Below are 25,133 nucleotides of genomic sequence, written 5' to 3' on the forward strand. Positions count from 1 at the left end.
TCCGTGCTCTCTTTTGAGAGCACGGAGCCTCAGAAGATGAGGTGTAATATATGAAAGTGATCAAACGCATCTGCGATGTGATCGACCTCGTCAATGACTGGATCGGCAGGATTGCTTCCTTCGCCGTTCTTGGCATTCTCGCGGTCATTGTTACCGAAGTCGTGCTGCGCCGTTTGTTCCACAGTCCGCAGATCTGGACGATGGACGTCATCTGCATGACCTTCGGCTGCTACATTATCATGGTCTGCGCCTACGGCTTCCAGAAGAAGGCCTTTGTTGCGGTTGATGTGCTGTATGCACGGCTTAAACCGCTTGCGCAGAACATTCTGCACCTGATTACCTATCTGGTGTTCTTTGTTCCGTTCGTATTCGTGCTCGTGCCCGAGAGCTTCGGATTTTTCCTTCGCTCGTATACCACGGGTGAGCGCGGCTACTCGGTATGGGCGCCGCCGGCATGGCCGGTCAAGCTGGCACTGTTCGTCGGCATGACGCTGCTCGCACTGCAGGGCATTTCCGAGATGCTCAAGTGCGTGCGCGGCATCGGTGAAGCCGTTTCCGGCACGGATGATACGAAGGGAGGCGACGCTGCATGATGGAAATGCTGACCAATCTTGTCACGCAGTCCGGCGTGGGCGCAACACAGCTCAGCGCGATCCTGCTTGGCGTATTGTTCCTTACTATGATCATCGGTCTTGCGACCGGTCAGGAGCTTGCGTTCGTCCTCGGCGGCGCCGGTGTTATTATCGGCTATCTCGCCTGGGGCGGTCCGGGCATCACCATCGCCATGACCAAGGTGTACGACCAGATGCAAAGCTATTCCATGGTCGCCATCCCGATGTTCGTGCTGATGGCAAACTTTTTGACACATTCCAAGGTCGCGGATGGGTTGTTCCTCTCTATCCGCTACCTGCTTGGTCCTCTGAAGGGCGGTCTCGGTCTGGCAGTGATCGTGGTTTCCACTGTGTTCGCTGCCACGACCGGTATCGTCGGCGCATCCGTTGTTACCATGGGCATGCTGTCCGTACCGGTGCTGCTGAAGTGCGGCTATAAGCCGTCTCTCGCGTGCGGCATGGTGTGTGCGGGCGGTTCGCTCGGTATCCTGATTCCGCCGTCCATCATGCTGGTTTCGATGGGCTCCTATGCGAATGTATCGGTCGGCAAGATCTTCTTCGCCGCCATCGTTCCGGGTCTTGTTCTGTCGCTGTTCTACATGATCTATGTGTTCGTCATCTGCCATATCCACCCGGATTACGGTCCGGCGATGACCACCGAAGAGCTGGCTGCCATGCCGCTGGGTGAGCGCATTATCGGTTCGCTCGTCAACCTGATCCCGCCGCTCATCCTGATCGTCGGCGTGCTCGGTTCTATCTTTACCGGCTGGGCAACCCCGACCGAGGCAGCAGGCGTAGGCGCACTGTTCTCGCTCATCCTCGCCATCTTCTACAAGCAGTTCAGCTGGAAGATGCTGTACGATTCGCTGATCGACACCGCAAAGACATCTGCGATGGTATTCATCATCCTGTTCGGCGCGTCTGCCTTCACCGGCATCTTCATGTCGCTCGACGGCGACCAGCTGATTGCAACCTGGATTTCGAGCGTTGGCATCGGCAAGTGGGGCGCGTTCGCAATCATGATGGCGATCGTATTCTTTATGGGCATGTTCCTCGACTGGCTGGGCATCGTTATGATCGTATTCCCGATCTTCCTGCCGATTATGGATATGTTCGGCTTTGACCGTCTGTGGATCGTCGCAGTTACGGCTGTTATGCTGCAGACCTGCTTCATGACGCCGCCGTTCGGCTTCGCACTGTTCTACATCAAGGGCATTGTGCCGCCGTCGGTCAAAATACAGGAAATCTACCGCGGCGTTATCCCGTTCATCCTGATTATCATCGCAGTGGTAATTCTGGTAACGGTATTCCCGCAGGTTGTATATTTCCTCCCGAATCTGGTAGCATCTTAATCTTTCTCCTGAGCCTTCCGGCAGCCACCTGTGCCGGAAGGCTCATTTGCAGTAAGGAATAGCAGGCTTTGGGCAAAAAATGCCTATGGACTGTGCAGGATATGGTGTTATACTGGATAAGTACGCAAAACGTACCATTTGTTACCTGTGTTATTTCGCAGTTCGATGCGGTTCCCTCTCACCGTGAAAAGGGACATGTGTAGATGCGTTTGAACTGTGGAATAAATCTCTGTCTGCCGGATTGTTGGAGTATTTGCCGGCGGCAGCCCCCTCCGGGCTCTCTGATCTGTTGGAAATCAGAGAGCACTTGCTTATTCTTGCGTGGAAAAATTCCGCAAATCGCTTGACTTATCGAAAAATTTCGGGTATAAGATTATATTGAACAGACAAAAATTCGATGATATACTACTATATAATGTATGCCTGTTTAAAGCCTGAACGGTACGTTCAGGCTTTCAGCGTATCATCGTTAAAGGAGGGGATTCATCGTGCAGACGCAGATTTTTATGGTGCATAAGCGGCATCTGGGACTGCGGGCGCCGACGGTGCTTGCCGTCGGCTTTGCGCTGACGATTCTGGTGGGTGCGCTGGTGCTGATGCTGCCGGTTTCGGCGGCAGACGGACAGATAACGCCGTTTCTCGACGCGCTGTTTACAGCAGCCTCGGCGAGCTGTGTTACCGGACTCGTCACGGTCAGCACGGCAGTGCACTGGTCGGTATTCGGCAAGTGCGTCATCCTGCTGCTGATTCAGATCGGCGGACTCGGCTTTATGTCCGTCGCGGCTATTGCGTCGTTTGTCCTGCGGCGAACGATCACGCTGCACGAGCGCATGGTGATGAGCGCGGGGCTTAATCTGTCGGACGGCGGCGGCATTGTCCGTCTGACACGGCGCGTGCTGTTCGGCACGTTCATCATCGAAGGGACGGGAGCGGTTCTGCTGTCCTGCCGGTTCGTGCCGCATTACGGTTTCCCGAAGGGAATCACAATGGGCGTGTTCCACGCGGTTTCGGCATTCTGCAACGCAGGCTTTGACCTGATGGGCACACCGGACGATCCGTTTCAGTCGCTCATCGGCTGGGCGGAGGATCCGCTCGTGAACATTACGGTGATGGCGCTCATCGTGCTCGGCGGTCTCGGCTTTTTCGTGTGGAGCGACGTGTGGGACAAGCACAGTTTCCGCCGCCTGCGCCTGCACACGAAAATCGTGCTGACGGCTACGGCAGGACTGCTGCTGTTCGGCTTCGGCTGGACGCTGCTGTTCGAGTGGAGCAATCCGGCAACGCTCGGTGCGTTCGATACCCCGCACAAGCTGCTTGCGGCGGCGTTTGAGTCCGTGACCCTGCGCACAGCAGGCTTCAACACCATCGATCTCGGCGCGCTTACCGGCCCGAGTCAGGCGGTGTCGTGCCTGCTCATGTTCATCGGCGGATCGCCCGGCTCAACAGCAGGCGGCATCAAGACCGTGACGGCGGCCGTGCTCGTGCTCACGGCCATCAGCGCCTTCTGCGGGCGCACAACGGTTTCGGCGTTCGGCCGGACGATTGCGCCGCGCAGCATCATGAACGCCGTAACTCTGCTCATGGCAGGCGGCGTGCTCTGTCTGGTCGGCGCCTGTGCGATCGCCGGAATCGAGGACGCACCGTTTCACCAGTGCCTGTTTGAAGCGGTCTCCGCGTTCGGCACGGTCGGTGTGAGCATGGGTCTGACACCGACGTTGGCGGCGGCTTCGCGCGTCATTCTGATCGTGATGATGTATATGGGCCGTGTCGGTGTGCTGACGCTCGGCGTTGCCGTTTTCATGCGCCGCAGAGAGCCGCCAAGGCTCAAATACCCGGACGCAGATGTGTTTATTGGTTGAGGCAGCATTCCGCAATTATATTTTCGGCATTTTGCGTGATGATGCCTTTATGGTGAAGTAGATTAAGCAGTTATCCAAAGGAGAGACAGATATGAAATCCTTTCTGGTGATCGGCATGGGCCGATTCGGTACCGCCGTTGCGCAGGAGCTGACCGAGCTTGGTCAGGAGGTTCTTGCCATCGACGAGAACGTCGAGAGCGTGCAGCGCATCGCGGATGATGTGACGCAGGTCATGCAGGGCGACGCGCAGGACGAAGCCGTGCTGGGGGCCGTCGGCGTGCGCAACTTCGACTGCTGTATCGTTGCGGTAGGTACGGATATGGAGGCGAGCATCCTCATCACAGTCATGCTCAAGGATCTGGGCGCGCAATACATCATTGCCAAAGCGAGAAGCACTGTGCATGCCAAGGTGCTCGAGCGCGTCGGTGCGGACCGTGTTGTCCTGCCGGAGAGCGAAATGGGCTGCAAGCTGGCGCAGCGCCTGGCACATACCAACGTGGTGGATTTTATCGGCGTGTCGGACGAATACAGCATTCTGGAGATACACGCGCCGAAAAGCTGGGTCGGCAGATCGCTGGTGCAGCTTGACGTGCGGCAGAAGCATAAAGTGAATGTGCTCGCCGTCCGTCATGGTGAACAGGGTGCACTGGATGCAAGTCCTAAGCCGGATAGAGCCATCGAGGCGGATGATCTTCTGTTTATCATGGGCGAAAATAAATTTGTGAGCAGGGTGGTGGAACTGGATTGATTGAGATACAAAGCCGTCAGAATGCCGCGCTCAAGCACCTTGCGCGGCTGGGACGGGAACGAAAATACCGCCGGAGCACGGGGGAAATGCTGTGCGAGGGCGAAAAAATGCTGGGAGAAGCACTGCGTTCGGGCGCGAAGCTGAAAACCGTGCTTGTGAGAGACGGCTGGGACAGTCCGCTCGTCAAAGAGGCGGAAGAGCAGGGAGCTACCCTGTATTCTGCACCGGATGCGCTGTTCAAACTCGCCAGCGAGGTGGAAACACCGCAGAATGTCATCTTTTCCTGCGAGCAGCCGCAGTGGACGGCGGACGCGCTGGATGGAGCCGGGCAGGTGCTCCTGCTGGACGGCTTACAGGACCCGGGCAACCTTGGCACGATCTTACGCACCGCCGAAGCGTTCGCGCTCGGTGCCGTTGTGTTGTGCGAGGGCTGCGCCGATCCGTTTTCACCCAAGGTCGTGCGCTCGACGATGGGCGCGGTGTTCCGTCTGCCGTGCGTGACGCTCCCGCTTGCGGAGGCCGCCGAACGGCTGCACCGGAACGGTCTGCCGCTGTACGCCACCGCGCTGCATGAGGACAGCGTGCCGCTTTCCTCGGTTTCGCTTTCCAAAGCCGCCGTTATCATCGGCAGTGAGGGAAAGGGCGTGACCGAGCAGGCGCTCCGTCTGTCCGATAAGCGCGTGATCATTCCTATGAAGGGCCGTGCCGAATCGCTCAATGCGGGCGTTGCCGCGGCCATCGTGATCTACGAAATGACAAAATGAGGAGGCGGGCACTATGCCGTCAAGACTCAGCTATGTTTGGCTTTCGCTCAAGCGCGGACTCGGCTCGCGTACAGCCGCCGAGGTACTCGATGCCTTCGGCTCTCCGGAGGCGGTGTTCGCTGCCGACCGGCAGGCACTGACAGCTGCGCCGTGTGAGCTGCGCAAGACCCATGTCGATCTGCTGTGCGACAAGGATACGTCCGAAGCCGAGCAGGTCATCCGGTCCTGCACGGAAAAGAATATCCAGATCATTACCATTGGCGACAGCGCTTATCCGGACCGCCTGCGGGCGATCCCAGATCCGCCGACCGTGCTGTATGTGCGCGGACGTTGGCCGGATTTCGACAGCGTTCCCGCCGTAGCCGTTGTCGGCACGCGCAAGGCGACGCCATATGGCCTGAAAGTCGCCGATCAGATCGGCACAACGCTTGCCCGGACGGGCATGATAACCGTCAGCGGCATGGCGCTCGGCAATGACGGCGCGGCACACCGCGGTGCACTGAAGGCAGGCGGTCTGACCGTCGCCGTGCTGGCGGGCGGACCCGATGTGTGTTATCCGCCGCAGCACCGCAGCCTGATGGGCGATATCCTGCTCATGGGGGCTATCATCAGCGAATATCCGCCCGGCACCGAGCCGCACGGACGCAATTACCATCAGCGCAACCGCATCATCAGCGGTCTGTCGGTCGCGTCCGTCATCGTGGAGGCGAGCGACTGGCGTTCGGGTGCGCTCATTACCGCGCGTCACGCGCTCGATCAGGGACGCGATGTGTACGCCGTGCCCGGTCCGATCGACGCGCCGCAGTCGCAGTCGTGCAATGAGCTGATCGAGAAAGGCGAAGCCGCGCTGCTCAGCAGCCCGGTGACGCTCGTGCGCGCCTACGGCGGCATGATGCCCGAACAGGCGGTACAGCAGGCGTTCCGGCGCCAGACCGGCGAGTATCCGGAACCGGCGGCACGGAGCGCGTGGGAGGACATTCGCAGGCGCGAGCAGCAGGCCGAACAGCGCCGCGCTGCTGCGGCAGAAAAGGCGAAAGTCGAACACAGACAGCCGTCCGCGGCCGCAAAACCGCTGCCGAACGGCTTAAATGAGGATGAAAAGACCATCGTTACGCTTGTGCGGGACGGTGTGAGCACGCCCGAGGAGTTGATCGACCGCTGCGGTCTGGCAGCACCGCGGGTGATGAGCCTTGTCACTATGCTGGAAATGGATGGGATTCTGCGCCGCGAAAAGGGCAGACTCATCCTCGGCACCTGGTGATAAACAGGAGAGAGAAGAAAAGAAATACACGCATTCCGCACCGTAGGGTGCGCATTCAATAGAATTTCCGCAGGAAATTCATAAAAAGGGGGAGCATGGTCCAGACCACCTTCTCTTGCCGCTACGCGGCAATTCACCTTGTGTATCACCCTTTTTATACAAGTGCGGAGAGAAGTTTCGACGAAGGAGGAACTTTTCTCCGCATGGGATGTATCCGAACCCGCGGTTCGGTACATCCTCTCGTACGCAAGCGTGGTTGCGTACGAAGCCATTTCTGGAGGTTTTTATGTCTAAGTTAGTCATCGTGGAGTCACCGGCCAAGGCAAAGACGATCGGAAAATATCTCGGTTCGGACTATGTCGTCAAGGCTTCGATGGGACATCTGCGCGATCTGCCGAAAAAGAAAATGAGCATCGATATCGAGCACGATTTCCAGCCGGAATATGTGCCGATCGAGGGTAAAGATAAAATCATCAAGGAAATCCGCAGCGAAATCCGCAAGAGCGATTTCGTCTATCTCGCAACTGACCCTGACCGCGAGGGAGAGGCGATTTCGTGGCACATCAAGGAGCTGTTCAAGCTCAAAGACAAAAATTCCCGCCGCGTGACCTTTAACGAGATCACCAAGCAGGCGGTCCGTTCGGGCATCGAGAACCCGCGCGATATTGATATCGATCTGGTAAATGCACAGCAGGCACGCCGCATTCTCGACCGAATCGTTGGCTATCAGCTGTCGCCGTTCCTGTGGCGCAAGGTCAAGCGCGGTCTGTCCGCAGGCCGTGTGCAGAGCGTTGCAACCCGTCTGGTCGTGGATCGTGAGAACGAAATCCGCGCATTCGTGCCGGAGGAATACTGGTCGATCGAGGCTCTGCTGCAGACCGCGGACGGCGGTCAGTTCACCGCGCGCTACTACGGCGATGCGAACGGCAAGGCCGAGCTGAAAAACGAAGAGCAGGCGATGCATGTTGTCAACGCTGTTACCGGCAAGCCGTTCACCGTCGGCAATATCAAGCGCGGCAAGAAAAAGCGTACCGCCGCACCTCCGTTCATCACCTCGACGCTGCAGCAGGAAGCCAGCCGCAAGCTGAATATGACACCGCGCCGCACGATGAGCATCGCACAGGAGCTGTACGAAGGTATTGAACTCGGTGAATACGGTCTGACCGGTCTTATCACCTACATGCGTACCGACTCGCTCCGCCTGGCGGATGAGGCCACCGCTGCCGCTGCCGGATTCATTCGCGGCCGCTACGGCGAGGAATATTATCCGGGCAAGCCGCGTGTGTTCAAGACCAAGGGCAACGCGCAGGACGCGCACGAAGCGATTCGTCCGTCCAACGTGCAGCTGCTGCCCGAGGAAATCCGCAAGTACCTGACGCCCGATCAGTTCAAGCTGTACCGCTTGATCTGGTCGCGCTTTGTGGCCTGCCAGATGGCAGACGCCATTCTCGATACGGTTTCTGCCGACATTGTCTGCGAGGGTCAGGTGTTCCGTGCATCCGGTCATACGGTCGCATTCCCGGGCTTTACTGCGGTTTACGAGGAGGGCACGGACGACGAGAAAAAGCAGGATTCCGCAGGAAAGCCGCTGCCGCGCTTCGATCAGGGCGACAAGCTGACCGCCGAGAAGATCGAGCCGTCCCAGCACTTTACGCAGCCGCCGGCTCGCTACACCGAGGCATCGCTCATCCGCGCGATGGAGGAACGCGGCATCGGCCGTCCGTCCACCTACGCGCCGACGATTTCCACCATCATTGACCGCGATTACGTCACCAAGGAGAACAAGGCGCTCCGTCCGACACCGCTCGGCGAAGGCGTTACCGGCCTGCTGGTTGACGAGTTCAAGTCGGTTGCCGATTACGAGTTCACCGCCAACATGGAGCACGAGCTGGACGAGGTCGAAGCGGGCAAGCTGAACTATATCCAGCTGCTGCACAACTTCTATGACGGCTTTGAAGCCGCGCTCAAGCAGGCGGAGATCGACCTCGAGGGCAAGCGCATCAAGATTCAGGACGAGGTGACTGACGTTATCTGCGAGAAATGCGGACGCAACATGGTCATCAAGTCCGGCCGGTTCGGCAAGTTCCTTGCGTGCCCCGGTTTCCCGGAGTGCACCAACACCAAGCCCATCACCGAGGACACCGGCGCTGCGTGCCCGGTCTGCGGTGCAAAGGTCGTCAAGAAAAAGTCCGCACGCGGCTATGTGTACTACTCGTGCGACACCTATCCGACCTGCCAGTTTATGACGTGGGACAAGCCGCTCAAGACCAAGTGCCCGAACTGCGATTCCTCGCTGTTCCGCCACACCGACCGCGATTCCAAGGAGGTCACGGACGTTTGTCTGCGTGAGGGCTGCGGCTACAAGGAGCTGGTCAAGGAGGGTCTGTCGCCTGAGGAGACCGAAAAGCGCCGCAAGATGCGCGAAGCGCGTGCCGCCAAGGCTGCGGAACGTGCTGCCGCAAAGGAAGCCGCCGAGAAGAACGGCGAGACCGAGGAAAAGGTCAAGAAGGTAACGAAAAAGGCGGCTGTCAAGAAATCCACCGCGAAGAAAACCCTGCCGTGGATGACCAAGACCACCAATAAATTCAAAAAGCTGAAGGACGAGGCTGTACAGGAGCTGACTGCCAAGCAGCAGGAGCAGTACGCCAAGGCTCTGGCAAAGTATGAAGCAGAAAAGGCGGCTGAGAAGGCGAAAAAAGCCGCTGAGAAGAAAGCAGCAGCGAAAAAGCCTGCCGCAAAGAAAAAGACCACGGCAAAGGAGAGCGCCGAATGAGTGAAATGGTAACAGTAGTCGGCGCAGGACTGGCCGGTTGTGAGGCTGCATGGCAGCTGGCACAGCGCGGCATCTCCGTGCGCCTGTGTGAGATGAAACCGGTGCAGCATACGCCTGCACACCACTCGGACGATTTCGCTGAGCTGGTGTGCTCCAACTCGCTGCGCTCGGATGAGCTGGCGAACGCCGCCGGTCTGCTGAAGGAGGAGCTGCGCCGTCTGGACAGCCTTATCCTCTCCTGTGCGGATGCGCACCGCGTAGAGGCGGGCGGCGCACTGGCGGTTGACCGCGAGGCCTTCGCGGCAGCCGTCACCGAGAAGATCAAGAACCACCCGAATATCGAGGTGGTCTACGGTGAGGTAACGGAGATTCCGGAGGGCAGAGTCGTAATCGCCTCAGGTCCGCTGACGTCGGATACGCTGTTTGACGCCATCCACGCCAAGGTCGGCGGTGATTTCCTGCACTTTTACGATGCCGCCGCGCCGATCGTCACGGCTGAGAGCATCGACATGGATTCCGCATACGAGGCTTCCCGCTACGGCAAGGGCACGGCGGATTACATCAACTGCCCGTTCTCCCGCGAGGAGTACGAGGCATTCTGGAATGCGCTGACCACCGCCGAGGAAGCACCGGTGCACGGCTTCGAGGACTCCAAGGTGTTCGAGGGCTGCATGCCCATCGAGGTCAACGCGCGCCGCGGCTTTGATACACTGCGTTTCGGCATTTTGAAGCCCATCGGCCTGCCGGACCCGAAAACCGGCAAGGATCCGTATGCAGTCCTGCAGCTGCGCCGCGACAACGCAAACGGCACGCTGTACAATCTGGTCGGCTGCCAGACCCACCTGAAGTTCGGTGAGCAGAAGCGCGTGTTCTCCATGATTCCGGCGCTTCGTAACGCTGAGTTCGTGCGCTATGGTGTCATGCACCGCAACACATTCCTGGATTCTCCGCGCCTGCTGGATGCAACTTACGCGCTCAAAGCCGACCCGCGCATCCGCTTTTCGGGCCAGATGACCGGCGTAGAAGGCTATGTGGAGTCCACCGCCTCCGGCTGGGTGGCAGGCGTGGCAACCGCGATGGATGTGCTCGGCAAACCGATGCCGACACTCGACCGTCTGACCGCCACCGGTGCACTGGCGACCTATATTTCCGACCACACGGTTGCGAAATTCCAGCCGATGAACGTAAACTTCGGCATTATCGAGCCGCTCGGCTATAAAATCAAAGGCAAGCGGGAGAAGAATACCAAAATCTCCGAGCGGGCGCTCGAGCAGATCGAAAAACTGAAGGGAGAGCTTTAATATGAGGATCATCGTTGATGCGATGGGCGGCGATAACGCGCCCGAATCCGCTGTATGGGGCGGTGCGCTGGCTGCGAAGGAATACGGCGAGGAAGTGCTGCTGGTCGGCAAGCCGGAGGTCGTAGCGAATGTCCTCAAGGAGAAGGGACTTTCCGATGTCAAGGGCATTACCATCATGCCCGCAAACGATCTGGTCGATATGCATGACGATCCCGCAACGGTACTCCGCCGCAAGCCGGATTCGTCCATGGCGGTAGCGTTCAAGCTGCTCAAGGCCGGCGAGGGCGATGCGCTCGTTTCCGCGGGCAACACCGGCGCACTGCTCACCGGCGCGACGCTGTACGGCGGCCGCATCAAGGGCATCCGACGCGGTGCGCTGGCACCGGTTATGCCGTGCGCGAACGGTCAGGTTATGCTGTGCGATGCGGGTGCAAACACCGAATGCACCGCCGAAATGCTGCTGCAGTTTGCGTTCCTCGCTTCGCTGTACGCGGAGAGGATCAACGGCGTCGTCAAGCCGCGTGTCGGTCTTGTCAACAACGGCACGGAGGATACCAAGGGCGATCCGCTCCGCAAGGAGGCTTACGCGCTGCTGAAAAAGGCGGGCGACGAGGGCCGTCTGAATTTTGTCGGCAATGTAGAGGGCAGCATGGTTCCGCTCGGCGCGTGCGACGTTGCGGTGTGCGACGGCTTTACCGGCAATGTGCAGCTTAAGACCATTGAGGGTGTAGCCAAGTTCATGTCGAAGGAGATCAAGGGCGTGTTTATGGCGTCTGTTGGCACCAAGCTCGGCTATCTGCTGTGCAAAAAAGGCATGGACGACTTCCGCGAGGTGTTCAATCAGGACAAGATTGGCGGCGCGCCGTTCCTCGGCATCGCAAAGCCGGTCATCAAGGCGCACGGCTCGTCCAACGAAATCGCGGTGATGAACGCTGTCCGTCAGGCGATTGCGTACACCAAATCCGGCATGATCGATGCGGTAAAGGAAAACATTCAGTACATGACGGTTTCCGAGTGATCCACAGGAAGAAGGAACAAAAATGCTGAAAATTGACTATAAATTCAAGGATGAAAGCCTGCTCCGGTTGGCGATGACGCATTCGTCCTACGCGAATGAGCATCATGGCACGCACCTGCAGTGCAACGAACGTCTGGAGTTTCTGGGCGATTCGGTGCTGGGCTTTGTCACGGCGGGCTATCTGTTCACGCACTATCCCGACCTGCCCGAGGGCGACCTGACCAAGCTGCGCGCGGCAGTTGTCTGCGAGGGTGCACTGGACGAGATCGCGCACGAGATCGGTATCCCGGAAGCCATCCGTCTGGGGCACGGCGAGGAGATGGGCGGCGGACGCAAGCGTGCGTCCATTCTCGCTGACGCAACAGAGGCTCTGCTCGGCGCTATCTTTATGGACGGCGGCATCGAGCCTGCCCGTGCGTTCGTGCTGCGGTTTATCCCGCATAAGGTCGAGGTTGCGCTGGCAGGCGGCGCGTTCAAGGACTACAAGACCATGCTGCAGGAGATCGTACAGAAGAACAAGCAGGAGACGCTGGAATACCGTCTGGCAGGGCAGTCCGGCCCGGACCACGACAAGCGGTTCACTATGGAGCTGCTGCTCAACTCCAATGTGTTCGCGCAGGGCATCGGCAAGAGCAAAAAGGAAGCCGAGCAGATGGCGGCGAAGAAGGCCTTGGAAAATATGGGATGCTGACGCTTATCGTCAAACCGCAATAGAGATAAACGGCAAAGAGGTCGAGAAATCGACCTCTTTTGAGGCTGTCGAAAAACTAACGTTTTCCGAGCAGCCTCTCGATCGAAACCACGCTTTCGATCGAATTTCGAAGAAAAATCGCGCCTTGCAGGCACATTTTTTCTTCCCTTGTATAAATTCCGAGATACATGCTCTCGGAATTTATGAATTTGCTCCGCAAATTCTATTTTATGCGTGCTGCCGCACGAAGCAAAAGAGTCGAAATGCAGCTTTTTCGACAGACTGCAAAGAGGTCGAGAAATCGACCTCTTTTTTCTGCGTGACGCAGTTAGTCGTTGAAAAGATACTGCTGCAGTGGTAAAATAAAACTATCTATAATAAAGAGGTGGCATATGGTTCTCAAAAGCCTGATTTTACAGGGCTTCAAGTCGTTCCCGGATCGCACCGAGATCAAATTTCTCGGCGGTATTACGGCGATCGTCGGTCCGAACGGCTCGGGAAAATCGAATATTTCGGATGCCATCCGGTGGGTTCTGGGGGAGCAGTCCTCGCGGTCTCTGCGCGGCGCGAAGATGGAGGACGTGATCTTCGGCGGCACAGCCAAGCGCGGTCCGGTCGGCTTTGCCGAGGTTTCGCTCATTCTGGATAATTCGGCGCATGTGTTCCGCTCGGAATTTACCGAAATTATGGTCACGCGCCGGTACTACCGCTCGGGTGAGAGCGAGTATTTCCTCAACAAAAAGCACTGCCGCCTCAAGGATGTGCACGAGCTGTTTATGGATACCGGCCTGGGCCGCGACGGCTATTCCAGTATCGGACAGGGCCGCATTGACGAGATTCTGTCCTTCAAGAGCGAGGACCGGCGCGAAATCTTTGAGGAAGCCGCAGGCATCACCAAGTTCCGCTACCGTAAGGAGGAAGCCGAGCGCAGGCTGTCAGCCACCGAGGAAAATCTGGTGCGTATCCGCGACCTGTACGGCGAGCTGGAAAACCGGCTCGAGCCGCTCGAACAGCAGGCTGACAAGGCAAAAAGGTTTCTGCATCTGCGGGATGAGCTGCGCGTGCTTGAGGTCTCACTGTGGCTGCTGTCGCTTGAGCAGCTGAAGAATGACACTGCCAAGTTGAATAAAGACCAGACAACCTGCGAAAGGCAGCTTGCGGATGCAAAACAGCAGCAGGGAATGCTGTATGCGCAGTCCGAGCAGCTGACCGAGTCACTGCGCGAGATTGACAGGGAAACCGAACGTCTGCGGAATGAGCTGCGCGAAGCCGAGCAGTTTGCCGCCGAGCAGATCAGCCGTGAGGCGGTTATTCAGGCGAACATCCGCAACTGCGAGGAGAATATCGAGCGCACACGGCAGGAGAGCGCACACCGCGCCGAGCAGGTGCAGAGCATGGATGCGCAGCTTGCCGAACGGCGCGAGCGTATTTCTGCATGGAATGAGCAGGAGAAGGCACAGTCGGCTGAACTGGATGCACTCCGAAAACAGTCTGCCGGGCAGGAGCAGCAGCGCACACAGGCCGAGCAGGCACTTGGGCAGGCTGAGCAGGCGCAGCGCAAGCAGGAGCACACGCTGCACGCGCTCGAACTCGACCGAACAGCCGCTGAGAGCGGTCTGGCGGGCATGAACGACCGCAAAATGACACTGGATTCCGAAATCGCAGCAGCGGCACAGCAGCTGGATACCGAAAAGCAGGCACAGGACAAGCTCGAGCGGGAACTGACCGCGTGCGAGCAAACGCTTGCCGAAACGGCAAAGCAGGCGCAGACGGCCGCCGCTCAGGCGGAGACCTGCCGCCGAAAGGCCGAGCAGGCGCAGAACGACCTGCGAGCAGCGCAGTCCTCGCTGAGCGAAATGCAGAGCCGCGTAAAAATGCTGACCGACATGCAGCACGAGTACGAGGGCTTCTCTCGGTCGGTGAAAGCCGTCATGCGGCAGGCCGAAAAGGGTGCGATGAACGGCGTGCACGGCCCGGTTTCCGCGCTCATCACGACCGAAAAGCGGTTCGTGACGGCAATCGACACTGCACTCGGTGCGTCAGCGTCCTCCATCGTGGTGGACAGCACGAGCGTGGGCAAGCAGTGCATTTCGTACCTCAAGCGCACGGACGGCGGCCGCGCGACCTTCCTGCCGCTGGATACCATTCGGGCAAACAGCCTGCGGGAGACCGGCCTGGAACGGCAGAACGGCTGCTTCGGCACCGCGGATGCTCTCGTCAGATTTAATGAAAAATATAAGAATATTGTGTGCAATCTGCTGGCGCGCACGGTCATTTCGGAGAATATGGACACCGCGCTTGCGCTGGCAAAGGCGTACGGACACCGGTTTCGCATTGTCACCTTAGACGGACAAATCCTGCAGGCAGGCGGTGCCATGACAGGCGGCTCGGCCTCCCGCGGCACCGGCGCACTGGCGCGGGCGGAACGCCTGCACGCCGCCGAGGAGCGCGTGCGCGCACTCGAGCAGGAGCGCAAAACGCTGGCACAGACCGAGCAGGATGCAAGGCAGGAACTGGAATCGCTTGCCGGGCAGGCGCAGGCCATCGAAACCGACCGCCGCCGCGCGGAGCAGGAGAGAGCCGGACTTGCTGCTTCGGTAAAACAGCATAAATTCCTGTTGGAAAGCCTGCAGAAACGGTATGACAGCCTGATTTCTGAACAGACTAACTTCACAGCGACACAGCAGAAGTATGAACAGACACTTGCCGCCTGCACGGAGCGCCGGTCTGCCGCAGAGCAGGCGCTTGCAGCTGCCGAGCAGGTCTGCACCGAGCACCGTACGGCAGTGAACGCCGCCGCGGAACAGCTGGCGCAGACGGCTTCGCGCATCACAGCCGCGCAGACCGCGCTCGCGGAGACGCGCACGGCGCAGGACAGCGAAGCACGCGCACTCGCGGAACTTGAGCGGCTCAAGGCCGACCTCGACGCGGGCGTGTCCGGTGCGGAGCAGACGATTGCAGGCTTTGCGGCGGAAATCGCACGCCTGACCGACGAACTCACCCAAGTCCGCGCAGCCAAGCACGGACGCGACACAACCGCCCGGCTGCTCAGCGAACAGCTTGCGCGGCAGACCGGCAGGCGCGAACAGACCGAGGGCGAACGGGTCCGTCTGGAAAAGGCGGCACAGAGCCGCAACGAGGAAATCCTTGAACTCGAACGCGAGACCGCCCGACTGGAAAACCGCGCGGTCCAGCTGAAAACCGAGGAAACACAGATTCTGGATAAAATGTGGGAAAGCTATGAATTAACACCCACACCGGCGGCAGAGATCGCCAAACCGATTGAAAACCTCGGTGAAACGCGCGGCCGCGTGCAGGAGCTGCGCGTGAAAATGCGGGCGCTCGGCAACGTCAATCTGGATGCGGTGGACGAATTTCAGCGTGTGCAGGAGCGGCACAGCTTCCTGCGGGAGCAGAAGGATGACCTCGAGACCGCGCAGACCGATCTGCGCAAGGTCATCGACCAGCTGACCGTCAGCATGAAGGAGATTTTCGCGTCCGAGTTCGCCAAGCTGAATGTGTACTTCCGCGATACCTTCCGCGAGATTTTCGGCGGCGGACACGCCGAACTGCAGCTTGCCGATACCTCGGATATCCTGAACTGTGGTATCGACATCCGCGTGTCTCCACCGGGCAAGGCGGTTAAAACGATTACGCTGCTTTCGGGCGGTGAAAAGGCGTTTGTCGCCATTGCGCTGTACTTTGCGATCCTCAAGCTGCGGCCTACGCCGTTCTGCGTGCTCGATGAGATCGAAGCCGCGCTCGATGATGTAAACGTGCAGCGGTTTGCAAAATACATTCGCCGCCTGACAGATTCGACACAATTTATTGTAATTACCCACAGACGTGGTACAATGGAAGAAGCAGATATGCTCTACGGCGTGACCATGCAGGAGCAGGGCGTTTCCAAAATGCTGATGCTCAATCTGGCTGAGGCAGAAAAACGGCTCAAAAATACCATTAAGTAATGGAAAATTGAGAATGGAAAATGGAGAATTGCGTCAATGGATATGCGAAGCGAAAAATATCCGTACCGGCTGGATGTGGAAAGACGATTGCCGAACGGCTCTCTTACGACAGACGGCTATGCGGCACGGCATCCGGTCGAGTTTCGGCACTGGGGACACGCCCGCGGCTATATTCTCTGGGGGGAGCGGATTGACCGCACGGACTGGGAAAACTGGCGTATCAACTACTATGGGAAATAATGACTAAATACGGATTCCTGATTTGCAAGATAAAAACATAAGGAGATAAGCATGGGATTTTTTGATAAAATTAAGCAGGGCTTCAAGAAAACCTCGGATGCGGTGAGCCATTCGCTGGACAGCGTGTTTGCGGCATTTGTCAAGATCGACGATGATCTGCTCGAGGAGCTGGAAGAAGCACTCATCCTGTCGGACGTCGGTGCGTCCACGGCGGCGAAGATCGTCGCTGAGGTCGAAAAGCGCGCCAAGCTGCGTAAGACCACCACGGCAGACGAGCTGCGCGATCTGCTCCGCGAGGTGCTGACCGACAATATGCTCGACAACCAGCCGCTGAATACGGACGGCAAGCCGGCGGTCATTCTGGTAATCGGCGTCAACGGTGTCGGCAAGACGACCTCGATCGGCAAGCTGGCGGCCCGCTATGTCAATGAGGGCAAAAAGGTTATGCTGTCGGCGGCGGATACCTTCCGCGCGGCGGCGGCTGACCAGTTGGAAATTTGGGCTAAACGTGCCGGTGCGGACATCGTACGCCACGGCGAGGGCGCAGACCCGGCAGCTGTTGTGTTTGACTCCATCTCGGCGGCCAAGGCACGCGGCAGCGATATTATCATCGTGGATACGGCAGGCCGTCTGCACAACAAGGCCAACCTGATGAACGAACTGGCGAAGATCGACCGCGTTATCTCCCGTGAGCTGCCGGACGCTTCGCGCGAAACGCTGCTCGTGCTGGACGCGACCACCGGTCAGAACGCGGTTCATCAGGCCGAGGAGTTCAACAAGGCTGCCGAGCTGACCGGCATCATCCTCACCAAGCTGGACGGCACCGCAAAGGGCGGCATCGTGATCGCTATTTCGGCAGGACTGGGTGTTCCGGTCAAGCTGGTCGGCGTTGGTGAGGGCATTGACGATCTGATCGACTTTGATCGTGCGGCATTCCTGGAGGCCATCCTGCCGCCGGTTCATGAAAACACAGAAAACGACGAGGAACAGACCGAGGAGGACGAAAATGCAGAGACCTGACGGAAGAACCAAGGGCGCAATGCGTCCGGTGAAGATTACCACTGACTATACGATGTACGCGGAAGGCTCGGTGCTGGTTGAGATGGGCAACACCAAGGTCATCTGCACCGCGTCGGTCGAGGAAAAGGTACCGCCGTTCCTCGAGGGCAAGGGCCTCGGCTGGGTAACCGCCGAGTACGCGATGCTCCCGCGTGCGACCAATACCCGCAAAAAACGCGATATCAAGTCGCTCAAGCTGGACGGCCGCTCGAGCGAGATCCAGCGCTTGATCGGCCGTGCGCTGCGTGCGGTCGTTGACCGCGAAGCACTCGGTGAGCGCCAGATCACGATTGACTGCGATGTTATTCAGGCGGACGGCGGCACGCGCTGCGCGTCCATCACCGGCGGATTTGTTGCACTCTGGCTTGCATGCAAAAAGCTGCTGGCCGACGGCGTGATCGAGAAGATGCCGCTCACCGCACAGGTTGCAGCCGTTTCGGTCGGCATTTTTGAGGATGAAGCCGTGCTCGACCTCAACTACGCCGAGGACAGCCACGCCATCGTGGACTGCAACGTGGTTATGACGAGCAAGGGTGAGTTTATCGAGGTGCAGGGCACCGGCGAGGGGCGTCCGTTTACGGATACCGAGCTGCGCAAGCTGCTCGGACTCGGCAAGCGTGGCTGCCTGACGCTGTGCCGCAAGCAGGCCAAGGTGATGGGGGAAAGTCTGTAATGCAGTTTGTACTTGCGTCCCATAACAAGAAAAAGCTGGCAGAGCTGTCCGCTATCGTGAGCAGCCTTGGCATCGAAATCATTCCGCTGCCGGAGGGTGCGCCCGAACCCGATGAAAACGGCAAAACCTTCGAGGAAAACGCCATGATCAAGGCAAAATCCGCCGCAGAATTCACCGGTCTGCCCGCTCTCGCGGACGACAGCGGCCTGTGCGTGGATGCACTGGACGGCGCTCCCGGTATCTACTCGGCGCGCTACTGCGAGGGTACGGACGAGGACCGAAACGCCTTTTTGCTGAAAAATATGCAGGATAAGGAAAACCGTGCCTGCCGGTTTGTGTGCGCGATCGCGTGTGTGCTCGCGGACGGCGAAACGCTCACCGTGCGCGGTGAATGTGAAGGAGAACTGCTCCGCAAGAACCACGGTGCAGGCGGCTTCGGCTATGACCCGCTGTTCTATGTCGAGAAATACGGCTGTACCTTCGGCGAACTGCCCGCAGAGGTCAAGAATACAATCTCTCATCGGGCAAATGCTTTGAATAAGCTGAAAGAAGTCTTAAAGGATAAAATATAAGCGAATCCGTAGGGCAGCCCGCCCTACGAAAAAAATATAACGAAATTACAGGAGTTTACATTTATGCTTAACACAAAACAACGCGCACAGCTTCGTGCAATGGCAAACCCGCTGGCAGTTACGCTGATCATCGGCAAGGAAGGCGTAACCGACGCGGTAGAACGCGAACTGGACGCGCTGCTCGAATCCCACGAGCTGGTCAAGGGCAAGGTGCTCGAGAGTGCGATGCTGACGCCGCGCACGGTATCCGAGGCGCTCTGCGAGGCCACCGGCGCGGACGCTGTACAGTGCATCGGCTCCAAGTTTGTGCTGTACCGCCAGTCCAGCGATGAGGACAAGCGCAAGATCGTTCTGGTAAAATGAGAACAGGGATTCTCGGCGGCACGTTCAATCCGCCGCATCTGGGACATCTGCACGCGGCGGAACTCGCGTACCGTGCGCTGAACTTAGATCGGGTGCTGTTCATTCCGACTAACATTCCGCCGCACAAGGCTCTGCCGGAGAACACCGCTTCCGCAGAGGACCGGTGCGAAATGGTGCGCCGCCTGACGGCAGAAAAACCGTGGGCACAGTTGGACACCATCGAGATCGACCGCGGCGGCGCAAGCTACACGGTGGACACGCTTCGCGCGCTTCATGCACGCGGTGAGACCGACCTGCACCTGATCGTCGGCACGGATATGCTGCTCTCGTTTGACAGGATCTGGCGTGCGCCGGACGAGATCGCGCGGCTGGCTTCGCTTGCGGTCTGCGCCCGCGAAAACGAGGACTGGGACGCGCTGCGCGAAAAGGCGGCGGCGCTCAAGGACTCGCTCGGTGCAACCGTAGAGCTGGTGCAGGGCGACAGCCTGACCATTTCCTCAACCGAGCTGCGGCAGGGCGGTGCACTGCGATGCTATACACCGGAATCGGTCGCGGATTACATCGAAGAAAAGCATTTGTACGGCTATTAAGCCTGTAAAATACAGGTTTGACAGATAAATACAGCAGCTTGTTCGAAATCAGTAGTTTAGGAACAGCTTGCGGCTCGTTCCTCCTTGTCGGCAAAGCTGCAGTTTTGCGGCAGGAAATACAGAGAAAGGCGGGAAAAGTTATGTTATGTAATGAAGAAATGCGTAAAAGTATCCTTTCCAGACTGCAGGGCTACCGCTATGAGCACTCGCTCGGCGTGGAGCGTGCGGCGATCATGCTGGCAGAAAAGTACGGCGAGGACCCGGAAAAAGCGGGTACCGCAGGCATTCTGCATGACATAACAAAATATCTTTCTCCGCAAGAACAGTTGAATTTATGCGAGAAATACGGTATAATACCCTGTACCGTCGAAAAAAGCGAGCCGAAAATGCTGCACGGAAAGACGGCGGCAGCCATCGCGCGGGCCGAATACCACATGCCCGAGGATATCTGCGATGCCATCGCCTGCCACACCACCGGCAAGAACCATATGACGCTGCTTGACAAGATCTTGTATCTGGCGGATTACATCGAAGAAACTCGTGATTTTCCCGGCGTGGACAAGGCGCGTGAGCTGGCGCAGATCGACATCGACAGTGCCCTGCTCTACTGCTATGACCAGACGCTGACCGAGCTGGTCGCACGCGGAAAACTCATCCACAGCGATACCATTGCCGCTTATAATGATATGATCCGGCAGGGTGTCAGCTGGCGGGACAAGTAAAATGGAGGCAGGAATCGTTTGAAACTATTCGGAGGAAGCGGCGGCAGGAAAAACCGCAACGGAGACAGCACTCCGGCACAGCAGGCAGCGCCCAAGCCGGAAGGGAACCACCAGCCGATCTCGGCGCCTAAGCCGGGCGGCAAAAAGGGAAAGGCTCCGAAGGAGAAAAAAAAGCTGACACCCAGACAGAAGGGCAAGCGCATTGCCATCGTTATGGCGGTTGTGCTGGTGCTGTTCGCGTGCGCAGCTGCTGCAGCGGTGTGGTTCGTCCGTTCGCCGCAGGCGACGATCAAGGACAAGGAAAACGGCGATAAGGTCGATGTGAGCAGCCTGCTCAACTCGGGCACCCGCATTGACGATGTGTTTACGTTCGTGGTCGGCGCAGTTGATGAGGACGAAACACGAACAGACGCTTTGATGGTCGCAACCATGGATACCAAGGATAAGACCATCAACGTCATGAACATCCCGCGCGACACCATGTGCAACAACACGGCGACCGGCGCGAGCAAGAAGATCAACGCGGCCTACGGCATGGATACCGGCGGCAAGGGCGGCAACATCGAGCAGATGGGCAAGGAAATCGAGCGTCTGATGGGCTTCCGGCCGGATAAATACGTTATCGTCAACTTTGACGGCATTGCAGCCATCGTGGATGCGATCGGCGGCGTGGATTATGACGTGCCGTTCGATATGAAGTACGATGATCCGTCGCAGAATCTGCACATCGACCTGAAAAAAGGCCAGCAGCATCTGGACGGCAAGCAGACTGTCGGCTTTCTGCGCTGGAGACACAACAACGATTACACCGTACAGTACACCAACGGCGATGAAGGCCGTGTAGAGAATCAGCAGAAGTTCCTCAAGTCGCTGGCAGGTCAGGTGCTGCAGATCAAGAACGTGACCAAGATCCGCTCGATCGCAGAGGCCGTGTTCAAGAACGTCAAGACCGACTTCAGCGCCGGCGAGCTGCTGTGGATGGGCATGCAGGCCATGCAGATCGACAACAGCAGCATTCAGTTCTTTACACTGCCCGGCTACGGCAAGATGAGCACAGCGGGCACCTCGGTGCAGTATTCGTTCTTCTTCCCGTATTACGACCAGACGCTGGAGCTGGTAAATAAGTATTTCAACCCCTACGAGGAGCCGATCTCCAAGCTGGACATTGTCGGCGGACCGGATACCACTACTTACTCGGGCGGCTATGTAAGCTCGGGCGAGGAAGATAATGTATGGGGTGACACCTCCGGCTCGTACGATTACAGCGAAGATTATTACGAAGAACCGGATTACAGCTACGATGAGCCATCCTACGACAACAGCGGCTCGGACGGCGATTATTCGGATAACAATGACTACTCGGGCGGCGACAGCGGCGGAGACTCTTCCGGCGGCGACTCTGGTGAGGAGAGCGGCGGCGACTCCTCCGGCGGCGATTACACCGGCGGCGGAGAGGACAGCGGTGCTTCCTCCGGCGGGGACGACGGCGGAACGTACGATCCCGAGGCATAATAAAGGCAATATACCATAATCGGCAGAAAGGCAAACCCTTTTCTGCCGCACAAAAGGAGTTTATACTTTGACTGCAAAAGAAACTGTAAAGGCGATCTGCGAAGCGCTGATCGAGAAAAAGGCTCAGGGCATTGAGGTGCTGCATGTTGAGCGCCTGACCGAGCTGACCGAGTATTTCGTCATCTGCTCTGCGTCCTCCACTACGCAGGTTAAGGCACTGGCGGACAATGTAGAGTGGCACCTGAAGTACGATCACGACGAGATGCCGCACCACACCGAGGGCTATGAATCCGCACAGTGGATGCTGCTGGACTACGGCTGCGCTGTACTGCATGTATTCATGCCGGAGGCACGCAAGTTCTACAATCTGGAGAACCTGTGGAAGGACGGCACGCCGGTAACGCTTGAAGAGCTGGGCATCGAGGACAAGTAAAATACCGACATGCGGCGGCCCCGGAAACGTGTCCGCCGCGTTGTCGCGCTCAAAATCAAAAACTCACTTTAGGGGGAGAATCCGTTGAAGTACGATCATAAACAAGTAGAAAAGAAATGGCAGGACATCTGGGACGAGAAGCAGTGCTTCTGCGCCGAGAATGACTCGGACAAGGAGAAGTTCTATGCACTCGTTGAGTTCCCGTACCCGTCCGGTCAGGGTCTGCATGTAGGCCATCCGCGCTCCTACACCGCGCTGGATATCGTTGCGCGCAAAAAGCGCATGCAGGGCTACAACGTGCTGTATCCGATGGGCTGGGACGCATTCGGTCTGCCGACTGAGAACTTTGCCATCAAGAACCATGTGCATCCGGCAGAGGTCACCAAGAAGAACATCGCCCGCTTCAAGAGCCAGCTCAAGAGCCTCGGTCTGTCGTTCGACTGGTCGCGTGAGATCAATACCACCGACCCGAGCTACTACAAGTGGACTCAGTGGATTTTCCTGCAGCTGTTCAAGAAGGGCCTGGCCTACAAGAAGGAAATGAGCGTAAACTGGTGTACCTCCTGCAAGTGCGTTCTGGCGAACGAGGAGGTTGTCAACGGCGTTTGTGAGCGCTGCGGCAGCGAGGTCGTTCACAAGACCAAGAGCCAGTGGATGCTCGCCATCACCAAGTACGCACAGCGTCTGATCGACGATCTGGAAGATGTGGACTATATTGAACGCGTTAAGATTCAGCAGCGCAACTGGATCGGCCGTTCCACCGGTGCCGAGGTGGATTTCAAGACCACTGAGGGCGATACGCTGACCGTTTACACCACTCGTCCGGACACCCTGTTCGGCGCGACCTACATGGTAATCTCTCCGGAGCACCCGATGATCGAGCAGTGGGCAGACAAGCTGAACAACATCGAGGACATTCGCGCGTACCGCGAGGAGGCTGCCCGCAAGTCCGACTTCGAGCGCACCGAACTGAACAAGGACAAGACCGGCGTTAAGCTGGACGGCGTTGCCGCAATCAATCCGGTAAACGGCAAGCAGATCCCAATCTTCGTTTCCGACTATGTTCTGATGGGCTACGGCACCGGTGCCATCATGGCTGTCCCGGCGCACGATGACCGCGACTGGGAGTTTGCTAAGAAGTTCGGCTGTGAGATCATCGAGGTCGTTTCCGGCGGCGAGGATGTCCAGAAGGCAGCCTTTACCGCAAAGGATGAGACCGGTATTCTGGTCAACTCGGATTTCCTCAACGGCAAGACTGTCAAGGATGCGATCCCGGCTATGATCGAGTGGCTGGGCGAGAAGGGCATCGGTCATGCCAAGGTGCAGTACAAGCTGCGTGACTGGGTATTCTCCCGTCAGCGTTACTGGGGCGAGCCGATTCCGATCGTCAAGTGCGACAAGTGCGGCTATGTGGCTCTGCCGGAGGATCAGCTGCCGCTTGAGCTGCCGAACGTAACCAGCTACGAGCCGACCGATAACGGCGAGTCTCCGCTGGCGCACATGACCGACTGGGTAAACACCACCTGTCCGTGCTGCGGCGGTCCGGCAAAGCGCGAGACCGATACCATGCCGCAGTGGGCCGGTTCCTCCTGGTACTTCCTGCGCTATATGGACCCGCACAACGACAAGGCGCTTGCTTCGCCGGAAACACTGAAATACTGGTCTCCGGTTGACTGGTACAACGGCGGCATGGAGCACACCACGCTGCATCTGCTGTACAGCCGTTTCTGGCATAAGTTCCTGTATGACATCGGCGTAGTGCCGACCAAGGAGCCGTATGCAAAGCGCACCAGCCACGGCATGATCCTCGGCGAGAACGGCGAGAAGATGTCCAAGAGCCGCGGCAACGTCGTCAACCCGGACGAGATCGTTGACACCTACGGCGCAGATACCATGCGTCTGTACGAGATGTTCATCGGCGACTTTGAGAAGGCTGCTCCGTGGAGCCCGAAGTCCATCAAGGGCTGCCGCCGCTTCCTCGAGCGTGTATGGGCGCTGGCTGACAAGGTGCAGGACGGCGACACCTACTCCGAGCAGCACGAGGTTCTTATGAACCGTACCATCAAGAAGGTGGGCGAGGATGCAGACAACCTCAAGGCCAACACCGCTATCGCAGCGCTGATGACCATGCTCAACGAGTTCTACGACAAGGGCGTAAACAAGGCTGAGTACAAGACCTTCCTGGCACTGCTCAATCCGTTTGCACCGCATATCACCGAGGAGCTGTGGCAGCAGCTCGGCGAGACCGGTCTGCTCTCTGTAGCACCGTGGCCGACCTACGACGAGGCCAAGACCGTCGAGAGCATGGTAGAACTGGCGGTACAGGTAAACGGCAAGCTGAAGTGCACTATTAAGCTGGCAGTCGATGCGGACAAGCAGACTGCGATTGACACCGCACTGGCAGAGGAAAAGGTACAGCACGCCATCGAGGGCAAGCAGATCGTAAAGCAGATCGTTGTTCCGGGCAAGATCGTAAACCTTGTCGTAAAGTAAGAAGGAATGCCGGATTTCCGCGTCAAAAAGAAAAAATCGAAAACTACGGGAAAAAGTAGTTGACATTGACGCGGAAATTCGATATAATATCCTTACGGTTTTGTGTACGAATGTATACAAACTGTGCTAA

Annotated in this window: 21 protein-coding genes; all 21 read left to right on the top strand. The window is 58.0% G+C overall.

What is annotated here, in order from left to right:
• Positions 1-50 precede the first annotated feature (50 nt).
• Positions 51-593, top strand: a complete 543-nt coding sequence (locus tag DW088_RS08485; RefSeq protein ID WP_110436437.1) for a TRAP transporter small permease subunit — start codon at positions 51-53, stop codon at positions 591-593.
• Positions 590-1,963 (top strand): TRAP transporter large permease, encoded by a 1,374-nt coding sequence (locus DW088_RS08490; RefSeq protein WP_199720424.1) that lies wholly within the window; start codon positions 590-592, stop codon positions 1,961-1,963. Before DW088_RS08485 ends, DW088_RS08490 begins: the two co-directional genes overlap by 4 nt.
• Before the next feature lie 488 nt (positions 1,964-2,451).
• Positions 2,452-3,822 carry a TrkH family potassium uptake protein gene (locus DW088_RS08495; protein ID WP_243029844.1) on the top strand — a complete coding sequence of 457 codons (1,371 nt, stop codon included), beginning with the start codon at positions 2,452-2,454 and terminating at the stop codon, positions 3,820-3,822.
• 91 nt (positions 3,823-3,913) lie between these two features.
• A complete protein-coding gene (locus tag DW088_RS08500) occupies positions 3,914-4,570 on the top strand; it encodes a potassium channel family protein (protein ID WP_118285384.1) in 657 nt (218 codons plus the stop codon).
• Complete coding sequence (locus tag DW088_RS08505; RefSeq protein ID WP_147356558.1) at positions 4,567-5,334, top strand: TrmH family RNA methyltransferase; 768 nt, start codon at positions 4,567-4,569, stop codon at positions 5,332-5,334. The genes DW088_RS08500 and DW088_RS08505 overlap by 4 nt, the downstream gene beginning before the upstream one ends.
• 13 nt (positions 5,335-5,347) lie before the next feature.
• Positions 5,348-6,595 (top strand): DNA-processing protein DprA, encoded by a 1,248-nt coding sequence (gene dprA / locus DW088_RS08510; protein ID WP_118360390.1) that lies wholly within the window; start codon positions 5,348-5,350, stop codon positions 6,593-6,595.
• Between the two features lie 286 nt (positions 6,596-6,881).
• Positions 6,882-9,368: a type I DNA topoisomerase gene (topA, locus tag DW088_RS08515; RefSeq protein WP_118360391.1), complete on the top strand. Its 2,487-nt coding sequence runs from the start codon at positions 6,882-6,884 to the stop codon at positions 9,366-9,368.
• Positions 9,365-10,669, top strand: coding sequence for a methylenetetrahydrofolate--tRNA-(uracil(54)-C(5))-methyltransferase (FADH(2)-oxidizing) TrmFO (gene trmFO / locus DW088_RS08520; protein WP_118360392.1), 1,305 nt, complete (start codon positions 9,365-9,367; stop codon positions 10,667-10,669). Before topA ends, trmFO begins: the two co-directional genes overlap by 4 nt.
• Before the next feature lies 1 nt (position 10,670).
• Positions 10,671-11,687, top strand: coding sequence for a phosphate acyltransferase PlsX (gene plsX / locus DW088_RS08525; protein WP_118360393.1), 1,017 nt, complete (start codon positions 10,671-10,673; stop codon positions 11,685-11,687).
• 22 nt (positions 11,688-11,709) lie between these two features.
• On the top strand, positions 11,710-12,378 hold the full coding sequence (gene rnc, locus DW088_RS08530; protein WP_117750987.1) for a ribonuclease III: 669 nt from the start codon (positions 11,710-11,712) through the stop codon (positions 12,376-12,378).
• Between the two features lie 392 nt (positions 12,379-12,770).
• A complete protein-coding gene (gene smc, locus DW088_RS08535) occupies positions 12,771-16,346 on the top strand; it encodes a chromosome segregation protein SMC (RefSeq protein WP_118360394.1) in 3,576 nt (1,191 codons plus the stop codon).
• Positions 16,347-16,382: 36 nt separating this feature from the next.
• Complete coding sequence (locus tag DW088_RS08540) at positions 16,383-16,586, top strand: hypothetical protein (RefSeq protein ID WP_118360395.1); 204 nt, start codon at positions 16,383-16,385, stop codon at positions 16,584-16,586.
• Between the two features lie 51 nt (positions 16,587-16,637).
• The gene (ftsY, locus tag DW088_RS08545) at positions 16,638-17,606 is read left to right on the top strand and encodes a signal recognition particle-docking protein FtsY (RefSeq protein WP_118360396.1); all 969 of its coding nucleotides are present in this window, start codon (positions 16,638-16,640) and stop codon (positions 17,604-17,606) included.
• A complete protein-coding gene (gene rph / locus DW088_RS08550; protein ID WP_117492600.1) occupies positions 17,593-18,318 on the top strand; it encodes a ribonuclease PH in 726 nt (241 codons plus the stop codon). The genes ftsY and rph overlap by 14 nt, the downstream gene beginning before the upstream one ends.
• A complete protein-coding gene (rdgB, locus tag DW088_RS08555) occupies positions 18,318-18,890 on the top strand; it encodes an RdgB/HAM1 family non-canonical purine NTP pyrophosphatase (RefSeq protein ID WP_118360397.1) in 573 nt (190 codons plus the stop codon). Before rph ends, rdgB begins: the two co-directional genes overlap by 1 nt.
• A gap of 63 nt (positions 18,891-18,953) precedes the next feature.
• Positions 18,954-19,253 carry a YhbY family RNA-binding protein gene (locus tag DW088_RS08560; protein ID WP_110436450.1) on the top strand — a complete coding sequence of 100 codons (300 nt, stop codon included), beginning with the start codon at positions 18,954-18,956 and terminating at the stop codon, positions 19,251-19,253.
• Positions 19,250-19,843 carry a nicotinate (nicotinamide) nucleotide adenylyltransferase gene (nadD, locus tag DW088_RS08565; RefSeq protein WP_118360398.1) on the top strand — a complete coding sequence of 198 codons (594 nt, stop codon included), beginning with the start codon at positions 19,250-19,252 and terminating at the stop codon, positions 19,841-19,843. Before DW088_RS08560 ends, nadD begins: the two co-directional genes overlap by 4 nt.
• Before the next feature lie 140 nt (positions 19,844-19,983).
• Positions 19,984-20,565: a bis(5'-nucleosyl)-tetraphosphatase (symmetrical) YqeK gene (yqeK, locus tag DW088_RS08570; protein WP_118360399.1), complete on the top strand. Its 582-nt coding sequence runs from the start codon at positions 19,984-19,986 to the stop codon at positions 20,563-20,565.
• Between the two features lie 18 nt (positions 20,566-20,583).
• The gene (locus DW088_RS08575) at positions 20,584-22,077 is read left to right on the top strand and encodes an LCP family protein (protein ID WP_118360400.1); all 1,494 of its coding nucleotides are present in this window, start codon (positions 20,584-20,586) and stop codon (positions 22,075-22,077) included.
• 67 nt (positions 22,078-22,144) lie between these two features.
• A complete protein-coding gene (rsfS, locus tag DW088_RS08580; protein ID WP_110436454.1) occupies positions 22,145-22,510 on the top strand; it encodes a ribosome silencing factor in 366 nt (121 codons plus the stop codon).
• Positions 22,511-22,594: 84 nt separating this feature from the next.
• Positions 22,595-25,003 (top strand): leucine--tRNA ligase, encoded by a 2,409-nt coding sequence (gene leuS, locus DW088_RS08585; RefSeq protein ID WP_118360401.1) that lies wholly within the window; start codon positions 22,595-22,597, stop codon positions 25,001-25,003.
• Positions 25,004-25,133 lie beyond the last annotated feature (130 nt).

It is taken from the genome of Butyricicoccus sp. AM05-1 (assembly GCF_003474415.1).
In the GTDB taxonomy this organism is placed as follows: Bacteria; Bacillota; Clostridia; order Oscillospirales; family Butyricicoccaceae; genus Agathobaculum; species Agathobaculum butyriciproducens.

Bases quoted from the DNA above. Each gene is read 5' to 3' on its own strand.
- smc (WP_118360394.1), top strand. From the start codon at position 12,771: ATGGTTCTCAAAAGCCTGATTTTACAGGGCTTCAAGTCGTTCCCGGAT.
- DW088_RS08540 (WP_118360395.1), top strand. From the start codon at position 16,383: ATGGATATGCGAAGCGAAAAATATCCGTACCGGCTGGATGTGGAAAGA.
- rnc (WP_117750987.1), top strand. From the start codon at position 11,710: ATGCTGAAAATTGACTATAAATTCAAGGATGAAAGCCTGCTCCGGTTG.
- DW088_RS08490 (WP_199720424.1), top strand. From the start codon at position 590: ATGATGGAAATGCTGACCAATCTTGTCACGCAGTCCGGCGTGGGCGCA.
- plsX (WP_118360393.1), top strand. From the start codon at position 10,671: ATGAGGATCATCGTTGATGCGATGGGCGGCGATAACGCGCCCGAATCC.
- dprA (WP_118360390.1), top strand. From the start codon at position 5,348: ATGCCGTCAAGACTCAGCTATGTTTGGCTTTCGCTCAAGCGCGGACTC.
- DW088_RS08560 (WP_110436450.1), top strand. From the start codon at position 18,954: ATGCTTAACACAAAACAACGCGCACAGCTTCGTGCAATGGCAAACCCG.
- trmFO (WP_118360392.1), top strand. From the start codon at position 9,365: ATGAGTGAAATGGTAACAGTAGTCGGCGCAGGACTGGCCGGTTGTGAG.
- rph (WP_117492600.1), top strand. From the start codon at position 17,593: ATGCAGAGACCTGACGGAAGAACCAAGGGCGCAATGCGTCCGGTGAAG.
- topA (WP_118360391.1), top strand. From the start codon at position 6,882: ATGTCTAAGTTAGTCATCGTGGAGTCACCGGCCAAGGCAAAGACGATC.
- DW088_RS08485 (WP_110436437.1), top strand. From the start codon at position 51: ATGAAAGTGATCAAACGCATCTGCGATGTGATCGACCTCGTCAATGAC.
- yqeK (WP_118360399.1), top strand. From the start codon at position 19,984: ATGTTATGTAATGAAGAAATGCGTAAAAGTATCCTTTCCAGACTGCAG.
- nadD (WP_118360398.1), top strand. From the start codon at position 19,250: ATGAGAACAGGGATTCTCGGCGGCACGTTCAATCCGCCGCATCTGGGA.
- ftsY (WP_118360396.1), top strand. From the start codon at position 16,638: ATGGGATTTTTTGATAAAATTAAGCAGGGCTTCAAGAAAACCTCGGAT.
- DW088_RS08500 (WP_118285384.1), top strand. From the start codon at position 3,914: ATGAAATCCTTTCTGGTGATCGGCATGGGCCGATTCGGTACCGCCGTT.
- rdgB (WP_118360397.1), top strand. From the start codon at position 18,318: ATGCAGTTTGTACTTGCGTCCCATAACAAGAAAAAGCTGGCAGAGCTG.